Source organism: Roseovarius sp. YIN77 (genome assembly GCF_057219155.1).
Window position 1 is genome coordinate 84,349 of sequence record NZ_JBXVVI010000008.1, and the last position, 22,873, is coordinate 107,221.

Here is a 22,873-nt window from a genome sequence, read left to right on the forward strand (position 1 = left end):
GGCGTTGCCATGGCATTTTGCCGCGATTAAAGGGGGGTATGACTTTGACATTGCCCTCCCCCGCTGCGCCCCTGAAGATCGGAACCCGTGGATCACCGTTGGCGCTCGCTCAAGCGTATGAAACGCGCGACCGTCTGACAGAGGCGTTCGATCTGCCCGTCGAAGCATTCGACGTTGTGGTGATCAAGACCACAGGCGACAATGCCCGTCTGATCGCCGAGGACCGCCCGCTGAAAGAGCTGGGTGGCAAGGGGCTTTTCACCAAAGAGATCGAAGAGGCGCTGTTGTCGGGTGGGATCGACATTGCAGTTCATTCGATGAAAGACATGCCGGTTTTACAACCCGCCGGTCTGGTTCTGGATTGTTACCTGCCGCGCGAGGATGTGCGTGACGCGTTTGTATCGCCCCATGCAGCGGGGATTGCCGAATTGGCTGAGGGCGCAATTGTCGGCACCTCCAGCCTGCGGCGCCGGGCGCAGCTGTTGAATCGGCGGCCTGACCTGAACGTGGTTGAATTTCGCGGCAATGTTCAGACGCGGCTACGCAAACTGAATGATGGGGTGGCCGTTGCGACCTTTCTGGCTATGGCTGGACTCAACCGTCTGAACATGCCTGACGTTCCAAAGGCGCCGATTGAGGTTGATGATCTGCTGCCCGCCGTTGCGCAAGGTGCGATCGGGATCGAACGACGGCAGTCCGATAGCCGGGTTGGCGAAATGCTCGAAGCCATCCACCACATTCCGACCGGTCAGCAACTGGCGGCGGAACGGGCCTATCTGGCGGCACTGGATGGATCCTGTGAGACGCCCATTGCAGGTTTGGCGACACTGGATGGGGGGCAAGTCCACCTAAGGGGGGAAATTTTGCGCCCGGATGGATCGGAAAGCCAGTCTGATGCAGGCTCTGCCCCGATTGAAGACGCGGCAGAGCTGGGCCGATCTGTCGCCCAGGCCCTGCTGTCGCGGGCGCCAGCCGGTTTTTTTGACTGGCGCCATTGAATGAATTTGCGCCCTGTTTAGTGGTCAGCGCAGGTCATGAAACTTGCCGCCAGATTTTCCAACAAGGTCACATACAGCTCTGCGCCGGGTTCCAGTGACGCGCCAATTGGGTCGACCACGCGGATTTCCAACCCTGACTGATTGGCCAGTTCCTGCATGGCGCCCGGATCATGGGATGATTCTGTAAAGATACATTCGATCGCCCCGGATTGATTAAGGGTTTGCAGTTCTGCCACTCGAGCGGCGCTTGGCGCATTGGCGTCACTGTCTTTCAGATGCCCCACAATCGTGACTCCAAAGCGATCTTCGAAATGACCGTAGGCGTCGTGCAGGGTGATGGCCGGTATGGTTTCGATATTGGCCAGTTGGTCCTGAATTTGATGGCTCAGAGCCATCAATTCCGCATGGGCACGATCTGCATTTGCGTGATATTCATCGGCGAATTCGGGATCCAGATCGGACAGCGCCTCTGCAATATGTTCGAGCCACTGAGAGGCAGTATCCGGGTTCAGCCAGACATGGGGATCCGTGCCGTGATGATGCCCATCGGAATGTGTGTCTGCGTGGCCGTTATGTTCGTCCTCCGGTGCATGTTCATCCTCGTGCTCGTGATCGTGCTCATCTTCATGATTTCCATGGTCGTCGCCATCGTCTTCCTCCAGATGCAACAGTTCCAGCTGAGGAATGTTCGCCGCGTTGGCCTCCAGCGTTTGGTCCAGCCACGGGGTCATTTCCTCGCCCACCCAGACGATCAGGTCAGCACTAGTGATGCCGCGAATCTGGCTAGGGCGCAGTTGAAAATGGTGCGGGTCTTCCTGCCCGGTCACCAATAAATCAGCGGTTCCACGGTTGCCCAGAACCTTGGAAACCAATGAATGGACGGGGGCAATGTCCGTTACGACATTTGGGGCGTCGGCGGATGCCGGAAGGCTAAGCGCGAATAGTGCAGCCACTGCGGCAATCGATCTGTTCATGTGTCTTGTCTCTGTTAGTGTTATGATATATCATTAACGTAATAGTATAACATTTCAGGTAAGGCAATGGCCAATTCAACGACTCCGCTTGCGTTCCATCCGCATGACCATGACCATTGCAGTTCTGATGCTCTGGCACGTGCCGAAACACACGCCCGGCAGACAGGGCTGCGTCTGACGCCGGTCAGGCGCCGGACGCTGGAGATTTTGCTGGAGGCTCACCGCGCCATGGGGGCGTATGAAGTGTTGGAACGCCTATCTGCGGATGGATTTGGCAGCCAGCCGCCCGTCGTTTACCGGGCGCTGGATTTTCTGGTGGAACACGGATTGGCCCACCGCATCCGACGTCTGAATGCCTTTGCCGCCTGTACGCACCCGGAAACCGGGCACCGACCGATGTTTCTGATCTGCGATTCCTGTTCGGCAATTGCAGAGCTGGATGCAGAGCCGGTTCAAGCAGAGATACATAGCGCAGCGACGGCGCTGGGCTTTACGGTTGAGCGAATGAATTTGGAAGTTGTGGGCCAATGTCCTGGCTGCGCGGGGGCTGCGGCATGAGCCTGATTTCTGCGCAAAACCTGAGCGTCGGCTACGGCGCGGCCTATGTTCTGAGCCATGTTACCCTGTCGATCGAACCAGGTGAGATTGTTACCGTGGTTGGCCCGAACGGGTCAGGCAAATCGACGTTGATCAAAACCTTGTTGGGCGTGGTCGAGCCGCGCGAAGGGGCTGTGTCTGCCGCGCGTAATCTCAGGGTCGGGTATGTGCCACAACGGATGGGGGTTGAAAGCACAATGCCCATCACCGTGGCACGTTTTCTGTCCTTACCGCAAAAACAAACCGCCGCCAGACAGGCCAAGGCGTTGAACCAGGTCGGTGTTCCGGGGGTTGAAAAGATGCAGATGTCTGCCCTGTCTGGCGGACAGTTTCAACGCGTTTTGCTGGCGCGCGCTTTGCTGACGGATCCGCAAATTCTGATCTTGGATGAGCCGACGCAAGGGATGGATCAGCCGGGAATTGCCAGTTTTTACAGGCTAATAGAAGACGTGCGCCGTGAAACCGGCTGCGCAGTTCTGCTGGTCAGCCATGATCTGCATGTTGTGATGAGCGCATCCGATAGGGTGATCTGCCTGAACGGTCATGTCTGTTGCGAAGGCACACCCACCGTTGTGTCTGCTGCACCGGAATACAGGGCGTTGTTCGGGCAGGGAACGGGCGGTGCGTTGGCGCTTTATCAACATGAACATGATCACAGTCACGATGATGGCTGCGGGCATGATCATTCCCACGATCACGCCCATGCGCATGCCGAGGAAAAGGACCACGCCCATGCTGGATGACTTTCTGATCCGCGCGGCGCTTGCCGGGATCGGTGTGGCGCTGGCCGCCGGGCCTTTGGGCTGTTTCGTGGTCTGGCGGCGCATGGCCTATATCGGAGATGCCTCTGCCCATGCGGCAGTGTTGGGGGTGGCGCTGGCGTTTGGTTTTTCCATTTCTGTTTTCGCCGGCGTTCTGGTCACGGCATTGGCGATGGCGGTGCTAGTCTCAATCCTGTCCCATCGGGGGCATGCGTTGGATACGGTGTTGGGGGTTCTGGCCCATTCGGCACTGGCGGTGGGGCTGGTCGCCATCAGTTTTCTGAACACTGTGCGGATCGATCTGAACGCCTATCTATTTGGGGATATTCTGGCGGTCAGTCGCGGCGATATCGCCCTGATCTGGGGGGGTGCAGCCATCGTTCTGGCGCTGCTATGGTGGCGTTGGGGAGCGTTGCTGACCACATCGATGAGTCAGGAACTGGCCCGGGCGGCGGGGTTCAACCCACGCCGGGAGGAGCTGATCCTGACGATTGCGCTGGCTCTTGTGGTGGCCGTGGCGATTAAGATTGTGGGCGCTTTGCTGATCGCGGCGATGCTGATCATACCAGCCGCAGCGGCGCGCGGGCTGTCAGATACGCCGGAAAAGATGGCGATGATGGCCGCTGGGCTGGCCAGTGCGTCGGTTCTGGGCGGGCTTTGGATGTCGCTTGGATATGACACGCCTGCCGGTCCCAGCATCGTGGTGGTTGCGGTGGTATGGTTTGTGCTGTCGCTGGTTGTCGGGGGGGCGCTGCGGGGCAGGTTACCCCGCTGACGCCTTAGCGTTTGTCGTAGTAAAGCCCGACCACGTGTTCAGCCTCTGCAAAGAACAACCAGCGCGATGCCATAGTGCCACCTAGGTGCAGGATCACGGCCAAGAGCGCCACAAAATGCCCCGAAGGCAGAGCAAGAAGCAAGAGCGCGGGCAGGATGCTCATCGTGGTCAACGCGATCATTCGCAGTTTTTCGGCGTGTTTGCGTCCGACGACAAAGACAAATTCCTGTAGCAGATAGTTGGTGCCGGAATGTGGGCCCTCGAACAGGCGGACCTTGCCCATATTGCCCAGGCCGGTCGCCGTTTCAATCGTGTGGCCGCGTTCGGTAAAACGTGTATCCCCGGATTTCCACGTCAGAAACTGCACGGCCCCCGCCACAAGCAACAGGATGCCAGACAGTTTCGCCTGGCCAGATAAAAGCGCCCCGCCTGCAATGGACAGGGACAGGAAATAGGCGGATGTCAGCGGATGGTTCCAGCGCGGGATAGTCTTCAACTGCGCATAAATCATTGAGGTCGCGTAGACCGTCGCGATGCTGAGTGCCGCACCAATCCAGCCGATAAGCGACAGGCGCGTGCCAAGGAAGATCACGCCAATCGCGTAAATTCCTATAAGAACAAGGGCTGCGACGGCCAGTACTCCTTCGCGGCTCAGCCAACTGGTGCGCCATTGGCTAAACGCTTTCATCGCGCGTTCGGGATGGCCCAGATGAAATGTAGAGGCCAAAAGCCCACCGACCGCCAGGGCAAAGGCAATGCCGAACATGACAAAGGCTACACCACCGGTGACCGCAGGAATGCCCAGCCCCAGAAAGGCCAGCATGCCAAAGCCTGCGCCGGATAGAACAGTAAAGAGGATGACAGAAGGTGCGGGATGCATCAGGCGGATCCTCCGGGCAGTTTGTCGAGGGCCTTGTCGAGCCAGCCCAAGAACCCTTTGGGGTCTTCGCTGACGGGGGCGAGAAGAGGCGCAAGGATATCGATTTCTTCCATCGTGTCCTTGGGCCGGGGTGGCAGATATTTGTTGACGGGCTTGGTGCCTTGTTCGGGCATCAGATCCATGCCGCCGCGTTCAGCCGTTAATTTGCTGACATTTGAATTGGGATCCGCAAAATCGCCGAAGTGCCGGGCGCCGGCGGGGCAGGTGCGGACGCAGGATGGGATCTGGTCGACTTCGGGCAGGTTGTCGTTATAGATGCGATCCACGCAAAGGGTGCATTTTTTCATCACACCCTCGACCTGATCCAGTTCCCGCGCGCCGTAAGGACAGGCCCAGGCGCAGAGGCCGCAGCCGATGCAGCTGTCCTCGTTCACCAGAACGATGCCGTCCTCGACCCGTTTATAGCTGGCGCCTGTGGGGCAGACGGTGACGCAGGGGGCATCTTCGCAATGCAGGCAGGATTTTGGAAAGTGCACGGTCTGGGCCGGACCAATTTCTGGTTTGACTTCAAAGGCATGGACGCGATTGAGGAAAGTGCCCATGGGCTCTGACCCATAGGCGTCTTTGTCACTGAGCGGCGCGCCGTAGTTTTCAGTGTTCCAGCCTTTGCAGGAAATCACGCAGGCATGACAGCCGACGCAGGTATCGAGATCGATAACCAGGCCGAGTTTTTTCATCGTGGTGGATGGGAGGTCGGTCATGAGAGAGCCTCGCATGATTTTGATAGGTCGGACCGGGGCGCTGCCCCGGACCCCGAGGTATTTTGGGCGAAAGGAAGCGGACAAAATCCGGAGGCTGTATCACGTCGGTGTTGCGTCGGTATTGCGACGGTGCGAAATGTCATTTTCCCACCTTCCATGCCAGATCCTGAGGCCCACGCCCGACGGGAGACTTGATCGGCTCAAAGGCCGGATCACATTCTGCGGGTGCCGCAACCTTTTCGATCTTCACGCGCAGATCGAACCACGCGGCCTGCCCGGTGATCGGGTCGGAATTGGACCAGCGCAACCCATCGCCCTTGGGCGGTTGCAGCTCGTGGATTAGGTGGTTCAGAAGAAAGCCTTTGGTTGCCTCTGGCGCATCTTCGGACAGGGCCCAGGTGCCCTTACGCTTGCCAATGGCGTTCCAGGTCCAGATCGTGTTTTCATTCAGGCCGCCATGATGGGCCACCGGCACGGTGATCGATCCGTGGGCCGAGGTCACTTGTGCCCAATCGCCGTCGCTGAACCCGTGCTCTTCCCACAGTTTTGTCGGCACATAAAGCGGGTTCACGCCATGGATCTGACGTAGCCAGGCGTTTTGCGTGCCCCAACTGTGATACATGGCCATCGGCCGCTGGGTGAGCGCGTGAATTGGAAACTCGTCGTCATCGACATTGTTGTCTTCAAACGGCGCGTACCAGATCGGGAACGGATCCATGGTGGATTTCACACGTTCGCGCAGATGTTCGGGAGGCTGGCGATCACCGTGCCCCTCTGCCGCGCGTTGAAACTTGCGCATCGGTTCGACGTATAGCTGGAACAGATAGGGCTGCGGGCTGTCATAGATCCCTATCGACACGGCCCAATCCTGATAGGCCACGTTCCAGGGTTTGTAATAGTCCGCTCCCGCCGGAATGTGTTCGACGAAAAAGCCACCATTTTCGATGTAGCGGTTCAATTGCTCTGGATTGACCTCTCCGCGTCCGACTTTGTCGCCATTTTCACCGCGGAAGCCTGCCAAGGGGCCAATGCCCGGCCTGCGCTCGTGATTAACGATGTAATCGGCGTAGTCTTTCCATTTCTGGGTGCCGTCCTCGTTCAGGAAACCGGGCAGGCCGATGCGGGCGCCAAGCTCAATCAGAACGGATTGGAAGCCGCGCACATCGCGATCAGGCTCAATCACCGGCCAGCGGATCGCATCGGCGGCGGCGTCGGCCTCGCAAATCGGGCGATCCAGAAGGCTGATGCAATCGTGGCGTTCCAGATAGGTGGTGTCTGGCAGGATCAGATCGGCATAGGCCACCATTTCCGAGGAATAGGCATCAGAATAGATGATGCGCGGAATGCGGTAGCCGCCGTCATCATTGCGATCGGTCAGCATTTTCATCACGCCCGAGGTGTTCATGCTGGAATTCCATGACATGTTGGCCATGTACATAAAGAGCGTGTCGATGGGGTACGGATCCTGCGCATGGGCGTTGGAAATGACCATATGCATCAGCCCATGGGCCGACATCGGGTTTTCCCAGGAAAACGCCTTGTCGATGCGGGTCGGCACATCGTTTTCATCCAGCTGCAGATCCTCTGGCCCGCGGGGGAAGCCCAAATGCGGCCCATTCAGGGGGCGACCGGGACGGCCATGGCCGTGCGGGGTGGGGTGCGCCTCAACCGGTTTCGGATAGGGTGGTTTGAAGCGGAAGCCACCCGGAACCTCGACCGTGCCCAGGATGATTTGCAGGACATGCAGGGCGCGGCAGGTCTGAAACCCGTTGGAATGGGCCGACACCCCACGCATGGAGTGCATCGAAACCGGGCGCCCGATCATTTTGGTGTGCTTTTCGCCGCGGAAATCCGTCCATTCCTGTTCGATCTCGAACGCCTCGTCAAAGGCGACTCGGGCCAGCTCGGCAGCGATGGCACGGATGCGGCCTGCGGAAATCCCGCAGCGTTCGGCGACGGCCTCTGGCGCGTATTCCTCTGACAGGTATTTTTCCGCCATCATCTGAAACACGGTGCGGTTGCCCTCATGCGTGGCGCCGATGTCGGGGAAGATGCCGGGCGTGTCAAAGGCGCAGAGCTGGCCGGACTTGCGGTCAATGACAAGTGGCTTGTTGTTGTCATCGCGCATGAACATCCCGTCTGCATCCAGCAAAACCGGGGCGTTGGTATAGCGCGACAGGTAATCAAGATCGATTTTACCGGCCTTCATCAGGCAGTGGACCATGGACAGAATGAACAGCCCATCGGTGCCAGGGGTGATGCCCACCCATTCATCGGCGACCGCGTTGTAGCCAGACCGGATCGGGTTGACGCCAATGATTTTGGCGCCCTTTGCCTTGATTTTGCCAATGCCGATCTTGATCGGGTTGCTGTCATGGTCTTCGGCAACGCCAAACAGCATGAAAAGCTTGGTATGTTCCCAATCGGGTTGGCCAAATTCCCAAAACGCGCCACCCATCGTATAGATGCCGCCTGCTGCCATATTGACAGAGCAGAAGCCGCCATGGGCCGCATAGTTGGGCGTACCGAAATGCTGTGCCCAGAATGAGGTGAAGGATTGTGACTGGTCGCGTCCGGTGAAAAAGGCCAGCTTATGCGGTGCAGTTTCATGAAGCTCTGTCAACCAGCCGACGGCGGTGTTCATCGCCTCTTCCCAGCTGATCTCTTCAAACTCGCCCGATCCGCGTGGGCCGGTGCGACGCAAAGGTTTCTTCAGGCGCGAGGGGGCGTTGACCTGCATGATGCCCGCACTGCCCTTGGCACACAGGACGCCCTTGTTGACCGGGTGGTCGCGGTTGCCCTCTATATAGGCGACCTTGCCGTCCTTCATATGCACGTTGATGCCGCATCGGCAGGCGCACATGTAACAGGTGGTTTTGCGGACCTCGTCAGAGACCTTGGGCGACGTGTCGATTTGGGGCTGCTGAAAGGTCATTGTTTTTCCTGTTGGCTGTTTCCCGCGACAATGGCGCGGTTGAGCGTTGATTTGAAGTCCGATTTTCCAATTTCTATGGATTACCGGGGAAATTTACATTTTTCATGATGCTGGCGGGGCGACTTGGGCTTGAAGGGCCGTGACAGCGATCATCTGTGTCACATCCTCGGCCACGCATCCACGCGACAGATCATTGGCCGGTTTGGACAGCCCCTGCATGATCGGGCCGATGGCGGCGTAACCGCCCAGGCGCTGGGTGATCTTGTAGCCGATATTGCCGGCGTCCAGATTTGGAAAGATCATCACATTGGCCTGCCCGGCGACTGTGGATCCAGGGGATTTCTTGGCCCCGATTTCCGGCACAAAGGCCGCGTCGAACTGCAGTTCACCATCAACATTCAAATCTGGATGCTGATCGTGAAGAATCTGCGTCGCCTCAGAAACCTTGCTGACGGCGGGGTGGCGGGCGCTGCCCTTGGTGGAAAAGGACAGCATGGCGATCTGTGGTTCGACCCGCATCAGGGCGCGGCAGGATTTGGCAGAGGCTGCGGCGATGGCGGCGAGTTCTTCTGCGGACGGGTCTATCACCAGTCCGCAATCGGAATAGAGCATGGCGCGGCCACCTTCGGGGGGCAGCATCAGAAAGAACGACGATACCATTGCGGCATCCGGGGCCTTGCCGATGACCTGAATGGCGGTGCGCACAACATCAGATGTCGTGTGAACCGCGCCGCCAACGGTGCCGGTGGCGTGGCCCTCGCGCACGAGCATGGCGGCATAGGCCAGTGGGGTGGCGACGGCGGCGCGGGCTTTGGCCTCATCCACGCCCTTATGACGGCGAAGTTCATGAAATGCTTGTGTGAAATCGTCGATCAAGGGTGAGGTCGCAGGATCGTGCACCTCTACCCCACTGCCGGGGGCGGCACCTTGGCTGGCCAGTTCGGCCCGAATTTCTGCGGCGTTGCCAACCAGTATGATATTGGCAATTCCGGCTTTTTGGGCGGCCAGCGCCCCCGCGACAATGCGGGGATCGCTGCCTTCACTTAGGGAAATAACAGGGCGTTGGGCCGGTGCATCAGACAGCAACAGTTCCAGAGGTGTCTTTGTCATCGTGTCCGGCCCGATCCTGTCTTATGCGCCTTTTTGTGGGCGCATGTCGTCTTTGCTGATGCCAGCCACAGCAACCGGGGCTTTCATCGCGTCGCGACGGAAGGGCTCACCCAGTTCCTGGTTGATCAGGGCCTCGATAAAGGTGGTTTTACCTTCGTTCATCTGCGCCTTGACCGCAGTATCCAGCGCATCGGTCAGCTCGTCCATGGTTTTGGCCTGAACGCCGACCAGACCACAGGCCTGAGCGATTGCAGCGTAGGAGACGTTTTCATCCAGCTCAGTGCCGACGAAGTTGTCGCTGTACCACAGGGTGGTGTTACGCTTTTCAGCGCCCCATTGGTAGTTGCGGAAGACAACCATGGTGATCGCAGGCCAGTCGCCACGGCCAACAGCGGTCATTTCGTTCATCGAGATGCCGAAAGCACCGTCGCCTGCGAAACCGACAACCGGAACGCCAGGGCAAGCAATTTTTGCGCCGGTGATGGATGGGAAGCCATATCCGCAAGGACCAAACAGGCCCGGCGCAAGGTATTTGCGGCCATCTTCAAATGACGGATAGGCGTTGCCGATGGCACAGTTGTTGCCGATGTCCGAAGAGATGATCGCGTTTTTCGGTAGGGCGGATTGAATGGCACGCCATGCTTTGCGCGGGGACAGCCAATCTGGTTTCGCGTTGCGGGCGCGTTCGTTCCAGGTGGTGCCCGGATCGTCATCCTCGTGATCCATGGAGGTCAGTTCCTGCGCCCATGCCGATTTGCGCTTGGAAATCTCTGCCTTGCGCTCATCACGGTTTGTGTCGCCCGCGGTGTCGGACAGTTGCGCCAGGATCGATGTGGCAACTTTTTTCGCGTCGCCGATGATGCCCACGGTCACTTTCTTGGTCAGGCCAATGCGGTCTGGGTTGATGTCGACCTGAATGATCTTGGCGTCTTTGGGCCAGTAGTCCATGCCGTAGCCCGGCAGTGTGGAGAACGGGTTCAAACGGGTGCCAAGTGCCAGGACCACGTCGGCCTGTGCGATCAGCTCCATACCAGCCTTGGAGCCGTTATAGCCAAGCGGACCTGCGTGCAGAGGGTGGGAACCGGGGAATGCGTCATTGTGCTGGTAGCCACAGCAAACGGGTGCGTCCAGACGTTCGGCCAGAGCTTGGGAGGCCGGGATCGCGCCGCCGATAACAACACCAGCGCCGTTCAGGATGACCGGGAATTTTGCGTCAGACAGCAGTTCAGCCGCTTGTGCGATCGCCTCTTCACCGCCGCCGGGGCGTTCGAATTCGACGATGGCAGGCAGATCAACGTCGATGACCTGGGTCCAGTAGTCACGCGGGATGTTGATTTGTGCGGGGGCAGAGGCGCGTTTTGCCTTCAGGATAACGCGGTTCAGAACCTCTGGAATACGGGACGGATCGCGAACCTCTTCCTGATAGGCGACCATGTCCTTGAAGGTGTTCATCTGTTCAACTTCCTGGAAGCCGCCCTGACCCATGGTCTTGTTGGCAGCTTGCGGGGTGACCAGCAACAATGGGGTGTGGTTCCAGTAGGCGGTTTTGACCGGGGTGACAAAGTTGGTGATGCCGGGGCCGTTTTGGGCGATCATCATCGACATTTTGCCGGACGAGCGGGTGAAGCCATCGGCCATCATGCCGGCGTTAACTTCGTGCGCGCAATCCCAGAAGGTGATGCCAGCGGCGGGGAACAGATCGGAAATCGGCATCATGGCGGAACCGATGATCCCGAAACCATGTTCAATGCCATGCATTTGCAGGACTTTTACAAAGGCTTCTTCGGTCGTCATTTTCATGGGGTGTTTCCTTATGTTTGGTCGGTGCGCAGGTGAGTCCGCGCAAAAATTTTCCTCTGGCACCATAAGGCCAGAGCATGATCAGGATTAGGGCCAGTTTCAACCCTCTGATAGGTCCAAATTCACAGCCTCCGTTGTTTGGTCAAGGCTTTTGCATTTCCTCGGCGAGAATCTCTATCCCCTTTGGGATGCGATCGGCCGGAATTGACGAATAGGCCAGACGGAAATGGCGCTGGCCATCCTCTGGATTATCAAAGAAGGGAAGACCCGGTTCGATCAGAACGCTGCGCTTGCGCAAGCGTTGGGACAGATCCTCGACGCGCACGCCCTTGGGGGTGGTCATCCAAAACGAAGATCCGCCAAACATGGCGCGGCCAGAAATGTGGATGTCGTGTTGTCGCAATGCCTTATCCATCACCTGTTGGCGTCGGTGATAGGCGGCGCGCAGTTTGCGCACCAGCGCGTCATAGTGACCGCGCGACAGAAAGAATGCGGCGGTGCGCTGAATGTGGCCGGGCAGATGGCGCATCAGGATCGAACGCAGGGCGCGGGCCTCTCGGATAAAGGGTTCAGAGCCCACCAGATATCCCAGCCGCAAACCCGGGAAGAGCGATTTCGAGAAGGAGCCGACATAAACAACCCTGCCATCCTCATCCAATGACTTCAGCGCAGGCAGGGGCGCGGTGAGAAAGGACATTTCGAATTCATAGTCATCCTCGATGATGATGAAATCATCGCGGTGCGCACGTTCCAAAAGCGCGGTACGCCGGTCCAGTGACATCGTTGCGGTTGTTGGGCATTGATGGCTGGGTGTGATGAACAAGGCGTCCGTGGATTGCGGAATGATGTCTGGGTCCAGGCCGTCCTGATCCACTGGCAGCGGTTTCAGGTGACAGCGCGCCTGGGTCAGGATTTCACGCAGGCCCGGGTAACAAGGCGTTTCATGGGCGGCGGTACGGCGCTGGGTCAGCAGGATCTGCGCTGCCAGCCACAAGGCATTTTGCGCACCGGCGGTGATCAGGATTTCCTCAGGTCGGGCCAGAATCCCGCGACGAGGCAGGGTATGGCGCAAGATAAATTCAATCAGCTTGGGATCGTCGCGATCCTGATAATCCCCGGTCAGCGACGAAAACTCCTTGCGGCCCAAAGCCTGCAGCGCGCATAGGCGCCAGTTCTGCTGATCAAACAGGCTGGGATCGGCCTGCCCGTAGACAAACGGGAATTTATACGCCTCCCAGCCGGGCAGTTTTTCAACCGACTGCCCGCCGGAATAGCGTTGACCAATCGCCCGACCCCAATCGACCAGATCGCGCGACCTGCCTGCCGGGACCTCTGGCGGGGGTGGCGCGGTTTCGGAGACATAAAACCCAGAGCGCCCCGCAGAGCGCAGATAATCATCGGCAATCAATTCGGTATAGGCCAGTGTCACCGTCAGCCGGCTGATCCCCAGATGCTTGGCCAGTTTTCGGGTCGATGGCATCTTTTCCCCGGGACGCAGGCGGCCCGACAGTATGCCCTCTGCCACCATCTGCTGAATCTGGCTTTGCAGGGTGCCTTCTGAGCGGCTGCCCAGGAAAAATGTTTCTTCGGAAATGGCCATTTCGAAACCATAGTCTGGTCTGATATCGTTGGCAATCTGGACTTAAGGACTTTTCCATGTCGATGGCGTCCGGGTTTGCGGGGTAAAATCGCAAATCCTCGGAAACAGGTCGTATCTGTCAGAACAGGGATCAATTTTTGTGCAAGATTGCGGGCTGTTTTTTGGAGGGAAATAACATGGACGACGCCAGAAAAGTGGTGGGATTTTTAAACCCGCAAGCCTATATGGCGGACGCCATTGAGGATATGAAATCCCGGGTTGATGTTCGTATTTTGTCGCCAAAAACATGGGTCCCGGCCGAAATTGATGCCATCGCCCAAGACTGCCGGGATGTGGGCATTCAGACGGTTGCGGGATTTGCGCAAAAGGACGCGTTTCACCATATCCTGATCAACGAAAAACTGGGCAATCCAACAGTATCGCGGTTGGCGTTTTTGTACTGCATGAACAAATACCTGATGCGCACGCTAGAGTCAGATCCCTTTTGGTTCGCCCCGATTGATCCCATGGCGGAGAGCGATGAGCAGATCATCGCAAAGATCGCCGAATGGCCGTTTATGCTAAAAAACACCTCCCTATCTCTGGGTCGGGGGATATTCAAAATCAAGACGCCGGATGATCTGCGGGCGGTGCTGGCGGATTACCGATCCGATACAGAACTGCAGGACCTGATCGCCTTTCAGAACGAAAATTTTTCTAAGGACATTCCTAGCGATCAGATGCCCGATGTCGTTCCGCCGTTTCTGGCCGAACATCTGGTCGATATGAACGCAGCAATTGAATATTGCTATGAGGGCTACATCACTGCTGATGGCGAGGTTGTTCATTATGCGCTGACCGAAGAGGTCTATTTTTCAAACCATCAGGCGCTGGGCTATCTGACCCCGCCCTTGTCGCTATCGTCTGAGCAGACCGAACAAATCGAGGCATGGGTCAATGATTATATGGGCCGGATGTCGGAACTGGGCTATCGCAACCAGTTCTTCAATCTGGAGTTTTGGATCATGCCGGATGGATCCATCGCCTTGACAGAAATTAACCCTCGTGCGGCGCACAGCTATCACTATAATTACCTGTATTCCTTTGGCGCGTCCTTGTTCGAGGACAATCTGACCTTGGTGTCCAGCGGGCAGAAACTGCCTGACACGCCGTGGCGAAAGTGGCGCGATGGCGAGGATCACAATCACACCCTGATCGTCCTGATCACTGCAACCCAGTTGGGGCGTGTGGATGAGGTATTGGATTACAATTATGTCGATCATCTGGAACAGGACGAGGGTATTTTGATCCGTCACACTCGGGCGCGCGACGATGTCCTGACAGAGGGCGACATGACCGCGGCCGGCGTGATGTTGCAGCAAATGTGGATCAGCGGCGAAACTCCGCAGGAACTGATCGCCAAGGAACATGAGATCAGGTCAAAGATTTATCTGCAGCCGCAAGAGGGTAACGACTACCCCGATTACTGGACAGCATAGGGCCGGGCGTTTTTGCCCGGCCCTTCGCCCCGTGTGAGTGTCGGTGCGTTCAACTGGTTTTGATCAGCGTCCCCAAAAACTGTTTGTCCTCGGTGCTCCACTCATCAGGGTTTTCGCCGTGGGCGGCACGCGCGTGCAGTTCCATCTGCTGCCAGACCTCGCCCTCGGTCGCTGTCGTGACGTTAAACGGGCAGTCTTCCATCCCCGGATAGTCTGCGCATTTGTAGGAATGTGTGTCTGACATGTTCAGCCTTCCCATGGGAATTGTTTGAATTGTTTCAGGGCCGGATCGATTGGGGCCCAGTGTTGCTGGTGGTTCAGATAGACGTTGGATGTTGGTTTGGCGGCTGACGGGTCATCCAATGTGGCCGACAGAAACGCCACATCTGTCCAATCATCGCCGGTATAGGTCAGCGATGTTCCACATTGATTGCAGAACCCGCGTTGGACGCCGGGGGAGGAGTTGTAGATCGCAATCTCCCCTTTGGTCACAGTGAAGTCTTCCGGCGCGCAGGCTGACCACGTGGCATATCCGGCACCAATGGCGCGTTGGCAGGACCGGCAATGGCAATGGGCGGAATAGGTGAAATCGCCCTGAATGTGGTAGCGAACCGCGCCGCACATGCAGCCCCCAGTATGTTCTGTTATATCGCCCATTTTCAATCCTCCTGTATGGCCATCATGCTGCGCTCTCTTGTGTGAGGCAACTTAACAATCTATCCTGAGTGTAAGGAAAACTTACGATGCGATGGTCAAAAATTCCCCCGTTGAATGCATTGCGTGCGTTTCATTGCTTGGCTGAAACGCGCAGCTTTACCCGTGCCGGGGCTGAATTGAATGTTACACATGCCGCGATCAGTCAACAGATGCGGGCCCTGGAAAAATGGTTTGGGACAGCGCTGGTTCTAAGATCGGGGCGCAAAATCGAACTGACCGAGACAGGGCGGGTTTTGGCACGGGAACTGGCGCAGGGGTTTGAACACATCCAGCGCGGCGTTTCTGAGGTCGCGGAGGATCAGGGCGAACGCCCGGTGCAGATCACCATGTCACCCGCCTTTGCCGTCAAATGGCTGATGCCGCGCCTGTCGGAGTTTCAGCGCGAGCACCCGGATATCTCTTTGTCGTTTCAGCCGACCTCCAAGCTGATCGAGCTTAGGCCGGGTGGAGTTGATGTGGCGATCCGCTATGGCGACGCCCGCCGAATGACGCAGGAGGTCACGCCGGTGTTGGTTGCGGATATGGCGGCGGTTGCCTCGCCGAAACTGATCGGAAACACGGCAATTTCTGAACCTGCACAGTTGTTGAATTATCCATGGCTGCAGGAATTGGGGACAGAGGAAGTGGCCTATTGGTTCGGCCTGCATGGGCTGGTGGGCAAGGTCCCGACCACGGTGTCGCATATGCCTGGCAACCTGATTGTCGATGCGATCAAACGCGGCGATGCGGTATCTTTCACAGCCATGCCCTTTTTCGAAGAGGAGTTGGCAAAGGGAGAGCTGCAGGCATTTTTCCCGTTGAGTGGATTTGGCATTTATTACCTGGAATGGAATACCCATGCCGCGCGGCCCGCCGTTAAAACCGTTGTAAACTGGTTGTTGCGGCAGGGGTGAAAAAGACCGGCGACCACAGTTGCCGCCGGTGAGTGGGAGAGGCCTAATTCGCAGTTGTCGGATCGATGATCGATGATATCGGGGTGATCTTGTTGGCGGGAAATCCGCTGAGTTTGGAATGGTCGTATATCGCGGCTTCATCTTCAGCCAGATAGACACAAAAGGTCTTGTTGTCTGCCACGTAGGAATGTTCCCACTGAACACGCGGGGCGAGCTGGCTCAGCGCGTCGTTGGATGTGGCAGAGGCGCCTTTTAACTGTTCACGGTCGAAATTGCCGACTTCGGGAATGTCGCGTTCGATGACAAATCGTTTCATATTATGTCTCCTCGTTGGTGCGGCCAGTAGGTGGTTCTGGCGATGAACTGATACTGTCAAAGAACCGGATCGAACGGCTAGTTCAGATTGTGAACTGCACCCGGTACAGATTGTGAACTAGTCTTGTGCCCCAGATATCGCGTAGCATTGGTTCTGGAGAGGAGTGAAGATGAGCGCACAACCTTACGGACTGATTTGCCCCATTACCCATGCCTGCGAAGTGTTGGAGCCGCGCTGGACAATCCCGATCCTGACGGAAATGTGGAACGGGACATCCAAGTTCAATGAAATACGTCGCAGCGTTGGGAATATATCCCCGGCATTGCTGTCAAAGCGACTGAAAGAGTTGGAAGAACATGGATTGGTGGAACGGGTCGCAGACCCGGCGACAGGGCAGGTGGATTATCTGCGCACCCAAGCGGCAATCGACATGGAACCGGCTCTGGATGCGCTGGCCAAATGGGCGCAACGCAACATCAAGGCACGAACGGCTTTGGAAAACATCAATGTCTCGAAGCTGATGTTTTATATGCGCCATCTGATCTATCCCGAACATCTGCCAAATCGGCAGATTGTGATCCAGATACGGTTCAGCGACCCGGGACTTAAATATGATACCTATTGGATCGTGACCCGGCCAGCTGCGCCGGTCGAAGTTTGTTCCGTCATTCCTGGGTTTGACGTGGATTTGTATATTGAAACGGATCGGGTGTCCTTCAGCTCGATGCTATTAAACCGCACGACCACTGCACGAGAACTGGAAGAAGGGCGGCTTTACATGAGTGGGGACGCGCTTTTGATCCGAACAATCGACACATGGATGTATCGGCGAACCAAGGAAAACGCCGAAGAAATTCTGCAGCTTGACCTTGAAAACACCTGAAACAAAAACCGGCCACCTTTCGGCGACCGGTTTGATAAGTTTTGAATAGCCAGATTAGCCGAAGACTTTGGTCAGGGCATTATCAACCGCATTGGTGATCTGGTCGATATCATCGGCTGTGGCAATCAGCGCGGGGCTGAAGCACAGGGTGTTGTTGCGGTTCGGGATCGAGCGATTGGTGACGCCGATGATCACGCCTTGCGCGCCACATTCTGCGGCGACCTGTGCTGCCAGTTTTTCGTCAACCGGCTCTTTGCTGGTGCGATCTGCGACCAGTTCGGCACCCAGGAACAGGCCCTTGCCGCGCACATCGCCGATGACTTTGTGCTTTTCCATCAACTCTTGCAGGTTGCCCATCATCCGGTCGCCCATTGCATCGCAATTGGTCAGCAGATTTTCATCCTCGATGATGCGCATGTTTTCCAGCGCCGCTGCCGGGCCAGCCGTGCAGCCACCAAAGGTAGAGATGTCGCGGAAATAGTTCAGGTGGTCATCGGTGTTGTCCTTGAACATATCAAAGACTTTTTCGGTGGTGGTCATGCAGGCAATCGCTGCGTATCCCGATGCCACACCTTTGGCCATGGTCACGAAATCAGGCTGGATGCCGTATTGCTGATAGCCAAACCAGGTGCCGGTCCGGCCAACGCCGCAGACAACCTCGTCGATGTGCAGCAGCACTTCGTATTTCGCGCAGATCTCTTGAACGCGTTCCCAATACCCCGCCGGGGCCTCGATCACGCCGCCACCTGCGGTGACAGGTTCCAGACACAGCAGGCCAACGGTTTCGGGGCCTTCGCGCAGGATCACATCCTCAATGGCTTGGGCGCATGCAGCACCGAACGCCTCGCCAGACAGATCTTCCATGCCCAGTTCGTGCTTGCGGTATTCCATGCAATGCGGAACGCGGACGAAATCTGGGGCGAAGGGGCCGTATTGTGCAGTACGCTCATCCTGACCGCCGGCCGACATGGTGGCCAGGGTAGACCCGTGATAATCGCGGTCGCGGTAAAGGATCTTTGTCTTCTTGCCGTTGTAGCGTTTATGGGCGATCTGGCGCACCATTTTGAAGACTTTTTCATTCGCTTCAGAGCCGGAGTTGGTGTAGTAAACGCGGCTCATTCCGGGCATTTTGCTGATCAGCTTTTCCGCGAACTGTGCGCCAGGGATCGAGCCTGCAGTCTGGGCGAAATAGCAGAGTTTCATCAGCTGGTCATAGACGGCCTTGGCGATGGATTCACGGCCATAGCCAACGTTAACAGTCCAGACGCCGCCGGACACCGCATCAAGCAGTTCTTTGCCGTTTTGATCCCAGACGCGCATGCCTTTGCCCTCGACAATGATGCGGGGGTCGTTGGTTTCAAATGGCTTGTGTTGGATCAGGTGGTGCCAAACATGGGCCTTGTCGGCCTCGACAACAGCGGACAGATCGTTCTGAGAAAAACTTGCATCCATGGCGGTGACCTTTCAGATGTAACGTGGAATCAAGGGAGGGGAGTCGCCCCTTTTATCAAGGTGATATTGCGCTGTTTCAATGACTTTAGTTAGCGCCAGATGAAATTGAATTTAAGACCAGAAGGCGCGATTAATCGCTCTCTCCGCGGAGAATTGAGGTCGAATTAATTTCTTGGTTGCGCTGTGTTTCGATAATCGTTGGCATATCTTTTTGTTTCTGCCAATTTAACTGACGTGGGGATGGAAAGGATTAATAGGCGTGGTTGACTATTCTGCCATAAGTTTGGGCATATTTGGCGATCTTGATCGCAGTGATGGTGGCAATACGAAATCCGAAAAAGCCAGCGATCTGGTTGGACTGACCTTCGGTAGCGAGTCCGATCCATTATATGATCAACAAGTGAGTCTGACTTTTGGCGACACAGATGGCAACAAAACGGTAGAAGAGGACCTGGGCGCGACAGAAACCGTCACCGGTCCGAGTGGCATCAGCCAACTGGACTCTACAATCCAATATTCTGTGACAATCACCTATGCCACCTCGAATGGGATGGTGACTCAATCAGGTGTGATCGTCACGATTATTCAAGATGCTGATGGAAACCTGTATCTTGTCGGGGATGGCAACCCGGTACTTGAAGCCGGTGGAATTGTCAGCATCACCTTTGATGCGATTATTGAAGACGATAATCCGGGGTTTGAGATCGGAGATGGTCGCACCGATTTTCTTTGTTTTGCGTCGGGCACGCTGATTGAAACTCCGGGCGGCCCGATCGCGGTGGAGCATCTGTCGGTCGGTGATCTGGTTCTGACCCATGATAACGGCGCGCAGCCGTTGGTTTGGGTGGGGTCATTTAAAACCAAGGCAAAGGCCGATCTGGCACCAATTGTCATCTCGGCAGGTGCGCTCGGCAATCCGGCCGATCTGGTGGTGTCGCCGCAACATCGGGTGCTGGTCGGCGGCCCGCAGGTCGAACTGATGTTCGGGGTCGATCAGGCGCTGATCCCGGCGGTGTCATTGGCCAATGGCGATACGATTTATCGGCGTCCGGGCGGCACCATCTCCTATCACCACGTCATGTGCGCCGGGCATGAGATCTTGCAGGCGCATGGTATCTGGGCGGAAAGCCTGTTCATCGGGCCGCAGTCGCTGAACACGTTGTCCCCGGCCCAATTTGATGAAATCGCCGCGATGTTTCCGGAATTGCTGAACGGCAACGCCGTCGAGGCCACGCAGATGCAACCCGCCCGCCCGATGCTAAAGCGGTGGGAGGGCACGCTGCTAAGGCAGATTGATCCGGATTAATCCTCTTTAACCGGCGCGCCGCCGCGAAAATCGTTCCCGTCCTTGTAGTTACAGGGGGCGTCCTGCATTTCCAGATGCAGGCCCGTGTCGGTATAGGGATGCGCGCGGGCGAGATCCTCGTCAAATTCAATCCCCAGCCCCGGCGCGGTTGGAACTTTGATATAGCCGTCTTCCCACTCGATCGAATGTTTGATCAGCGGCAGGTGGAAATCACCCCCTGTGCCGATGGTTTCAGCCATCAGGATGTTCGGGATATTGGCGGCAAGCTGCACATTCGCCGCCCATTCCACAGGGCCCGCATAAAGGTGCGGCGCGACTTGTGCATTGTACGCCTCTGCGAGCGCGGCAATTTTTTTGGTTTCAAGTATGCCGCCGGATCGGCCCAAAGCGGGCTGCAGGATTGTTGCCGCGCCGGATCGCAGGATCGGCGCAAATTCGGCCTTGGTGGTCAGGCGTTCGCCAGTTGCAACAGGGATCGATGTGGCGCGCGCCACCTTGGCCATCTCTTCGATATTGTCTGGAGGGATGGGTTCCTCATACCACAGGGGATTGTAGGGTTCGATGGCTTTCGCCAACCGGATTGCACCTGCGGTGGTGAACTGGCCGTGGGTGCCAAACAGTAAGTCGGCCTTGTCACCGACGGCTTCGCGAATGGCTTTGCAGAAGGCAGCGGATTTGCAGATGTCGTTCATCGCGGGCATGTGGCCACCGCGCATCGTATAGGGACCGGCGGGGTCAAATTTCACGGCGGTAAACCCAAGCCGGACCATTTCTGCCGCCGATTCCGCCGCCATATCAGGCGAGTTCCAGAACGCACCGATGTCATGATGGGGCAGGGGGTAGAGATATGTGTAGGAACGGATGCGTTCATTCATCACCCCGCCCAGCAGCGCATAGACCGGCCGGTCAAGCGCTTTGCCAAGTATGTCCCAACAGGCGATTTCCATCCCTGAAAACGCCCCCATGACCGTCAAGTCAGGTCGTTGGGTGAAGCCAGAGGAATAGGCGCGGCGGAACATCCGTTCGATGTTTTCTGGGTTTTCACCCAGCATGTGGCGATCAAAGACATCGCGAATGATCGCCTCCATCGCTTGCGGTCCGACCGAGGTTGCATAGCATTCGCCGTAACCGGTGATACCATTGTCGGTGGTCAGCTTGACAAAGATCCAATAGCGCCCGCCCCACCCTGGCGGTGGGGGGGCAACGGTGAAGATTTCTAGATCACGTAGTTTCATGATGTGTCCCGTCCGGTGGGAGTGCATGGTAATGGTCCGACGTACATTCGCACAACCGACCCGGTTTCGGGCAATAGACTGCGGCGAGGGGAATCAACTTGCAAGTCAGTTCCGCGACAAAGTAGGTCGCGTTCAGGTAATCGCGATCGTGACCCGGCGAAAAATTATCATATACACTGCCAACGCGACGGCCATCATCAGCATAGAGACCAAAAATGGCGCGCCGGGCAGGTAAATCGAGGCCCCTCCGCCGCTGAAATAGGCGAAAACCTGGGTCATCAGCAGCGGTGACAGAATCATTGCCAGTGCCGTGATGCTGGCCAGAACCCCCTGTAGCTCACCTTGTTGGTTGTCCTCGGCGGCGCGTGACATGATCCCCTGCAACGCGGGTGTCGCCATCGCACCAATGGCCGAGATCGGCGCCAGCCCCATGACGATCCAGCCATTGGTCAACAGGCCGGTCAGGGCAAAGGCAAAGATATCAAGGCTGAACCCTATGATGACGGTTTTTCGCTCCCCCAGTTTTGGGATCACAATGCGGATCAGAAATCCCTGCGAAATGGCCATGGAAATGCCGAAAACCGCCAATGAATAGCCGACGATCTGCGGGGTCCAGCCAAAACGTTCCTGCGTGAAAAAAGACCAGACAGACGGGTAAACATAAAAAGCCATTTGATAGAGGAAATAGACAAACATCAGGGCGCGAAGCCCGGGCAGGCGCGCCACGGCGAGCAAGGCCCCAAACGGGTTGGCACGACGCCAGGTGAACGGGCGCCTGATGCGGTCAGTGACCGTTTCCGTGAGCGCAAAATATCCGAGTAAAAAGTTCAGACCGGCCAGCACTGCCGCGGCAATAAAGGGCGCGCGGGGACCAAACGTCGACAGCAACCCCCCGATCAGTGGCCCCAGCACAAAGCCGACGCCAAAGGCGGCAGATACAAGCCCGAAATTTTGCGCTTTTTCCTCTGGCTTTGAGATATCTGCCATATAGGCCGCGGCCGTCGAATGCGTGGCGGCGGTCAGCCCGCCAAAGACACGTCCGGCCAACAACAGCCAGATTGATCCGGCAACCGCCATGATCAGATAATCAACTGCCATCGCAAAAAGTGAGACCAATAAAACTGGACGGCGCCCGAACCGGTCTGACAGGCTGCCTAACATTGGCCCGAACAGAAACTGCATGATGGCAAATGCAAAAGACAGAATGCCACCCCAGATCGCAGCATCGGCCAGCGATGCGCCCTGAACCTCGCGGATCAGATCCGGCATGACCGGCATGATCAGTCCGATGCCCATCGCATCGATGATCATGGTCAGCACAATGAAAAGGACAGGCAGGCGCGGCATGAAGGCTCCGGTCAAGAACGGAGAATAAATAAACTGTTCAGTTCAGAATGCAATG

At 57.0% G+C, this 22,873-nt stretch carries 21 protein-coding genes; 8 read left to right on the plus strand and 13 right to left on the minus strand.

Annotated elements, in window-relative coordinates:
• The first annotated feature begins 38 nt into the window (after positions 1 to 38).
• On the plus strand, positions 39 to 998 hold the full coding sequence (gene hemC / locus AC2D8P_RS09330; RefSeq protein WP_484702201.1) for a hydroxymethylbilane synthase: 960 nt from the start codon (positions 39 to 41) through the stop codon (positions 996 to 998).
• Positions 999 to 1,015: 17 nt separating this feature from the next.
• Here hemC and AC2D8P_RS09335 read toward each other — a convergent pair whose 3' ends face one another.
• Positions 1,016 to 1,972 (minus strand): zinc ABC transporter substrate-binding protein, encoded by a 957-nt coding sequence (locus tag AC2D8P_RS09335; protein ID WP_484702202.1) that lies wholly within the window; start codon positions 1,970 to 1,972, stop codon positions 1,016 to 1,018.
• A 66-nt stretch (positions 1,973 to 2,038) separates the two neighbouring features.
• Here AC2D8P_RS09335 and AC2D8P_RS09340 point away from each other — a divergent pair, with 66 nt between their 5' ends.
• From AC2D8P_RS09340 to AC2D8P_RS09350, 3 genes are read left to right on the plus strand one after another with little or no spacing between them, the layout of a single operon-like run.
• Positions 2,039 to 2,530 (plus strand): Fur family transcriptional regulator, encoded by a 492-nt coding sequence (locus tag AC2D8P_RS09340; RefSeq protein WP_484702204.1) that lies wholly within the window; start codon positions 2,039 to 2,041, stop codon positions 2,528 to 2,530.
• Positions 2,527 to 3,312, plus strand: coding sequence for an ATP-binding cassette domain-containing protein (locus AC2D8P_RS09345; protein ID WP_484702205.1), 786 nt, complete (start codon positions 2,527 to 2,529; stop codon positions 3,310 to 3,312). Before AC2D8P_RS09340 ends, AC2D8P_RS09345 begins: the two co-directional genes overlap by 4 nt.
• Positions 3,302 to 4,105 (plus strand): metal ABC transporter permease, encoded by an 804-nt coding sequence (locus tag AC2D8P_RS09350; RefSeq protein ID WP_484702206.1) that lies wholly within the window; start codon positions 3,302 to 3,304, stop codon positions 4,103 to 4,105. Before AC2D8P_RS09345 ends, AC2D8P_RS09350 begins: the two co-directional genes overlap by 11 nt.
• A gap of 4 nt (positions 4,106 to 4,109) precedes the next feature.
• Here the strand turns inward: AC2D8P_RS09350 and AC2D8P_RS09355 are convergent, their stop codons facing one another.
• The 6 genes from AC2D8P_RS09355 to pdxR form a co-directional block, all read right to left on the minus strand.
• Entirely contained in the window at positions 4,110 to 4,985 is an 876-nt protein-coding gene (locus tag AC2D8P_RS09355; protein ID WP_484702207.1) for a dimethyl sulfoxide reductase anchor subunit family protein, read from the minus strand.
• Positions 4,985 to 5,746, minus strand: a complete 762-nt coding sequence (locus tag AC2D8P_RS09360) for a 4Fe-4S dicluster domain-containing protein (RefSeq protein ID WP_484702208.1) — start codon at positions 5,744 to 5,746, stop codon at positions 4,985 to 4,987. The genes AC2D8P_RS09355 and AC2D8P_RS09360 overlap by 1 nt, the downstream gene beginning before the upstream one ends.
• 139 nt (positions 5,747 to 5,885) lie before the next feature.
• On the minus strand, positions 5,886 to 8,681 hold the full coding sequence (locus tag AC2D8P_RS09365) for a molybdopterin oxidoreductase family protein (protein ID WP_484702209.1): 2,796 nt from the start codon (positions 8,679 to 8,681) through the stop codon (positions 5,886 to 5,888).
• Between the two features lie 102 nt (positions 8,682 to 8,783).
• A complete protein-coding gene (gene pta / locus AC2D8P_RS09370; RefSeq protein WP_484702210.1) occupies positions 8,784 to 9,791 on the minus strand; it encodes a phosphate acetyltransferase in 1,008 nt (335 codons plus the stop codon).
• A gap of 21 nt (positions 9,792 to 9,812) precedes the next feature.
• A complete protein-coding gene (xsc, locus tag AC2D8P_RS09375) occupies positions 9,813 to 11,591 on the minus strand; it encodes a sulfoacetaldehyde acetyltransferase (RefSeq protein WP_484702212.1) in 1,779 nt (592 codons plus the stop codon).
• 142 nt (positions 11,592 to 11,733) lie between these two features.
• Positions 11,734 to 13,191: a MocR-like pyridoxine biosynthesis transcription factor PdxR gene (pdxR, locus tag AC2D8P_RS09380; RefSeq protein ID WP_484702213.1), complete on the minus strand. Its 1,458-nt coding sequence runs from the start codon at positions 13,189 to 13,191 to the stop codon at positions 11,734 to 11,736.
• Between the two features lie 176 nt (positions 13,192 to 13,367).
• Between pdxR and AC2D8P_RS09385 the strand changes: the two genes are divergently transcribed.
• On the plus strand, positions 13,368 to 14,669 hold the full coding sequence (locus tag AC2D8P_RS09385) for an ATP-grasp domain-containing protein (RefSeq protein ID WP_484702214.1): 1,302 nt from the start codon (positions 13,368 to 13,370) through the stop codon (positions 14,667 to 14,669).
• Between the two features lie 49 nt (positions 14,670 to 14,718).
• Here the strand turns inward: AC2D8P_RS09385 and AC2D8P_RS09390 are convergent, their stop codons facing one another.
• Positions 14,719 to 14,913 carry a DUF1059 domain-containing protein gene (locus AC2D8P_RS09390; protein WP_484702216.1) on the minus strand — a complete coding sequence of 65 codons (195 nt, stop codon included), beginning with the start codon at positions 14,911 to 14,913 and terminating at the stop codon, positions 14,719 to 14,721.
• A gap of 2 nt (positions 14,914 to 14,915) precedes the next feature.
• Positions 14,916 to 15,326, minus strand: coding sequence for a GFA family protein (locus AC2D8P_RS09395; RefSeq protein WP_484702217.1), 411 nt, complete (start codon positions 15,324 to 15,326; stop codon positions 14,916 to 14,918).
• 86 nt (positions 15,327 to 15,412) lie between these two features.
• On the opposite strand from AC2D8P_RS09395, the gene AC2D8P_RS09400 reads away from it, so the two are divergent.
• Complete coding sequence (locus tag AC2D8P_RS09400; RefSeq protein WP_484702218.1) at positions 15,413 to 16,279, plus strand: LysR substrate-binding domain-containing protein; 867 nt, start codon at positions 15,413 to 15,415, stop codon at positions 16,277 to 16,279.
• A 43-nt stretch (positions 16,280 to 16,322) separates the two neighbouring features.
• Here the strand turns inward: AC2D8P_RS09400 and AC2D8P_RS09405 are convergent, their stop codons facing one another.
• The gene (locus tag AC2D8P_RS09405; protein WP_484702220.1) at positions 16,323 to 16,595 is read right to left on the minus strand and encodes a DUF4242 domain-containing protein; all 273 of its coding nucleotides are present in this window, start codon (positions 16,593 to 16,595) and stop codon (positions 16,323 to 16,325) included.
• A gap of 169 nt (positions 16,596 to 16,764) precedes the next feature.
• Here AC2D8P_RS09405 and AC2D8P_RS09410 point away from each other — a divergent pair, with 169 nt between their 5' ends.
• Positions 16,765 to 17,478, plus strand: coding sequence for a winged helix-turn-helix transcriptional regulator (locus AC2D8P_RS09410; protein ID WP_484702222.1), 714 nt, complete (start codon positions 16,765 to 16,767; stop codon positions 17,476 to 17,478).
• Between the two features lie 54 nt (positions 17,479 to 17,532).
• On the opposite strand, the gene AC2D8P_RS09415 is transcribed toward AC2D8P_RS09410, so the two are convergent.
• Positions 17,533 to 18,930 carry an aminotransferase family protein gene (locus AC2D8P_RS09415; RefSeq protein ID WP_484702223.1) on the minus strand — a complete coding sequence of 466 codons (1,398 nt, stop codon included), beginning with the start codon at positions 18,928 to 18,930 and terminating at the stop codon, positions 17,533 to 17,535.
• A 259-nt stretch (positions 18,931 to 19,189) separates the two neighbouring features.
• Here AC2D8P_RS09415 and AC2D8P_RS09420 point away from each other — a divergent pair, with 259 nt between their 5' ends.
• Complete coding sequence (locus AC2D8P_RS09420) at positions 19,190 to 20,236, plus strand: Hint domain-containing protein (protein WP_484702224.1); 1,047 nt, start codon at positions 19,190 to 19,192, stop codon at positions 20,234 to 20,236.
• Here AC2D8P_RS09420 and AC2D8P_RS09425 read toward each other — a convergent pair.
• The gene (locus AC2D8P_RS09425; RefSeq protein ID WP_484702226.1) at positions 20,233 to 21,471 is read right to left on the minus strand and encodes a mandelate racemase/muconate lactonizing enzyme family protein; all 1,239 of its coding nucleotides are present in this window, start codon (positions 21,469 to 21,471) and stop codon (positions 20,233 to 20,235) included. The genes AC2D8P_RS09420 and AC2D8P_RS09425 overlap by 4 nt on opposite strands.
• A 132-nt stretch (positions 21,472 to 21,603) precedes the next feature.
• Positions 21,604 to 22,818, minus strand: coding sequence for a TCR/Tet family MFS transporter (locus tag AC2D8P_RS09430; protein ID WP_484702228.1), 1,215 nt, complete (start codon positions 22,816 to 22,818; stop codon positions 21,604 to 21,606).
• Positions 22,819 to 22,873: the final 55 nt, after the last annotated feature.

What these genes read in the sequence shown, in the direction of transcription:
- AC2D8P_RS09425 (WP_484702226.1), bottom strand. Translation starts at nt 21,471, where the DNA reads ATGAAACTACGTGATCTAGAAATCTTCACCGTTGCCCCCCCACCGCCA.
- AC2D8P_RS09340 (WP_484702204.1), top strand. Translation starts at nt 2,039, where the DNA reads ATGGCCAATTCAACGACTCCGCTTGCGTTCCATCCGCATGACCATGAC.
- AC2D8P_RS09355 (WP_484702207.1), bottom strand. Translation starts at nt 4,985, where the DNA reads ATGCATCCCGCACCTTCTGTCATCCTCTTTACTGTTCTATCCGGCGCA.
- AC2D8P_RS09430 (WP_484702228.1), bottom strand. Translation starts at nt 22,818, where the DNA reads ATGCCGCGCCTGCCTGTCCTTTTCATTGTGCTGACCATGATCATCGAT.
- AC2D8P_RS09415 (WP_484702223.1), bottom strand. Translation starts at nt 18,930, where the DNA reads ATGGATGCAAGTTTTTCTCAGAACGATCTGTCCGCTGTTGTCGAGGCC.
- AC2D8P_RS09405 (WP_484702220.1), bottom strand. Translation starts at nt 16,595, where the DNA reads ATGAAACGATTTGTCATCGAACGCGACATTCCCGAAGTCGGCAATTTC.
- AC2D8P_RS09360 (WP_484702208.1), bottom strand. Translation starts at nt 5,746, where the DNA reads ATGACCGACCTCCCATCCACCACGATGAAAAAACTCGGCCTGGTTATC.
- pta (WP_484702210.1), bottom strand. Translation starts at nt 9,791, where the DNA reads ATGACAAAGACACCTCTGGAACTGTTGCTGTCTGATGCACCGGCCCAA.
- pdxR (WP_484702213.1), bottom strand. Translation starts at nt 13,191, where the DNA reads ATGGCCATTTCCGAAGAAACATTTTTCCTGGGCAGCCGCTCAGAAGGC.
- xsc (WP_484702212.1), bottom strand. Translation starts at nt 11,591, where the DNA reads ATGAAAATGACGACCGAAGAAGCCTTTGTAAAAGTCCTGCAAATGCAT.
- AC2D8P_RS09410 (WP_484702222.1), top strand. Translation starts at nt 16,765, where the DNA reads ATGAGCGCACAACCTTACGGACTGATTTGCCCCATTACCCATGCCTGC.
- AC2D8P_RS09390 (WP_484702216.1), bottom strand. Translation starts at nt 14,913, where the DNA reads ATGTCAGACACACATTCCTACAAATGCGCAGACTATCCGGGGATGGAA.
- AC2D8P_RS09385 (WP_484702214.1), top strand. Translation starts at nt 13,368, where the DNA reads ATGGACGACGCCAGAAAAGTGGTGGGATTTTTAAACCCGCAAGCCTAT.
- AC2D8P_RS09400 (WP_484702218.1), top strand. Translation starts at nt 15,413, where the DNA reads ATGCGATGGTCAAAAATTCCCCCGTTGAATGCATTGCGTGCGTTTCAT.
- AC2D8P_RS09335 (WP_484702202.1), bottom strand. Translation starts at nt 1,972, where the DNA reads ATGAACAGATCGATTGCCGCAGTGGCTGCACTATTCGCGCTTAGCCTT.
- AC2D8P_RS09395 (WP_484702217.1), bottom strand. Translation starts at nt 15,326, where the DNA reads ATGGGCGATATAACAGAACATACTGGGGGCTGCATGTGCGGCGCGGTT.
- AC2D8P_RS09365 (WP_484702209.1), bottom strand. Translation starts at nt 8,681, where the DNA reads ATGACCTTTCAGCAGCCCCAAATCGACACGTCGCCCAAGGTCTCTGAC.
- AC2D8P_RS09350 (WP_484702206.1), top strand. Translation starts at nt 3,302, where the DNA reads ATGCTGGATGACTTTCTGATCCGCGCGGCGCTTGCCGGGATCGGTGTG.
- AC2D8P_RS09345 (WP_484702205.1), top strand. Translation starts at nt 2,527, where the DNA reads ATGAGCCTGATTTCTGCGCAAAACCTGAGCGTCGGCTACGGCGCGGCC.
- hemC (WP_484702201.1), top strand. Translation starts at nt 39, where the DNA reads ATGACTTTGACATTGCCCTCCCCCGCTGCGCCCCTGAAGATCGGAACC.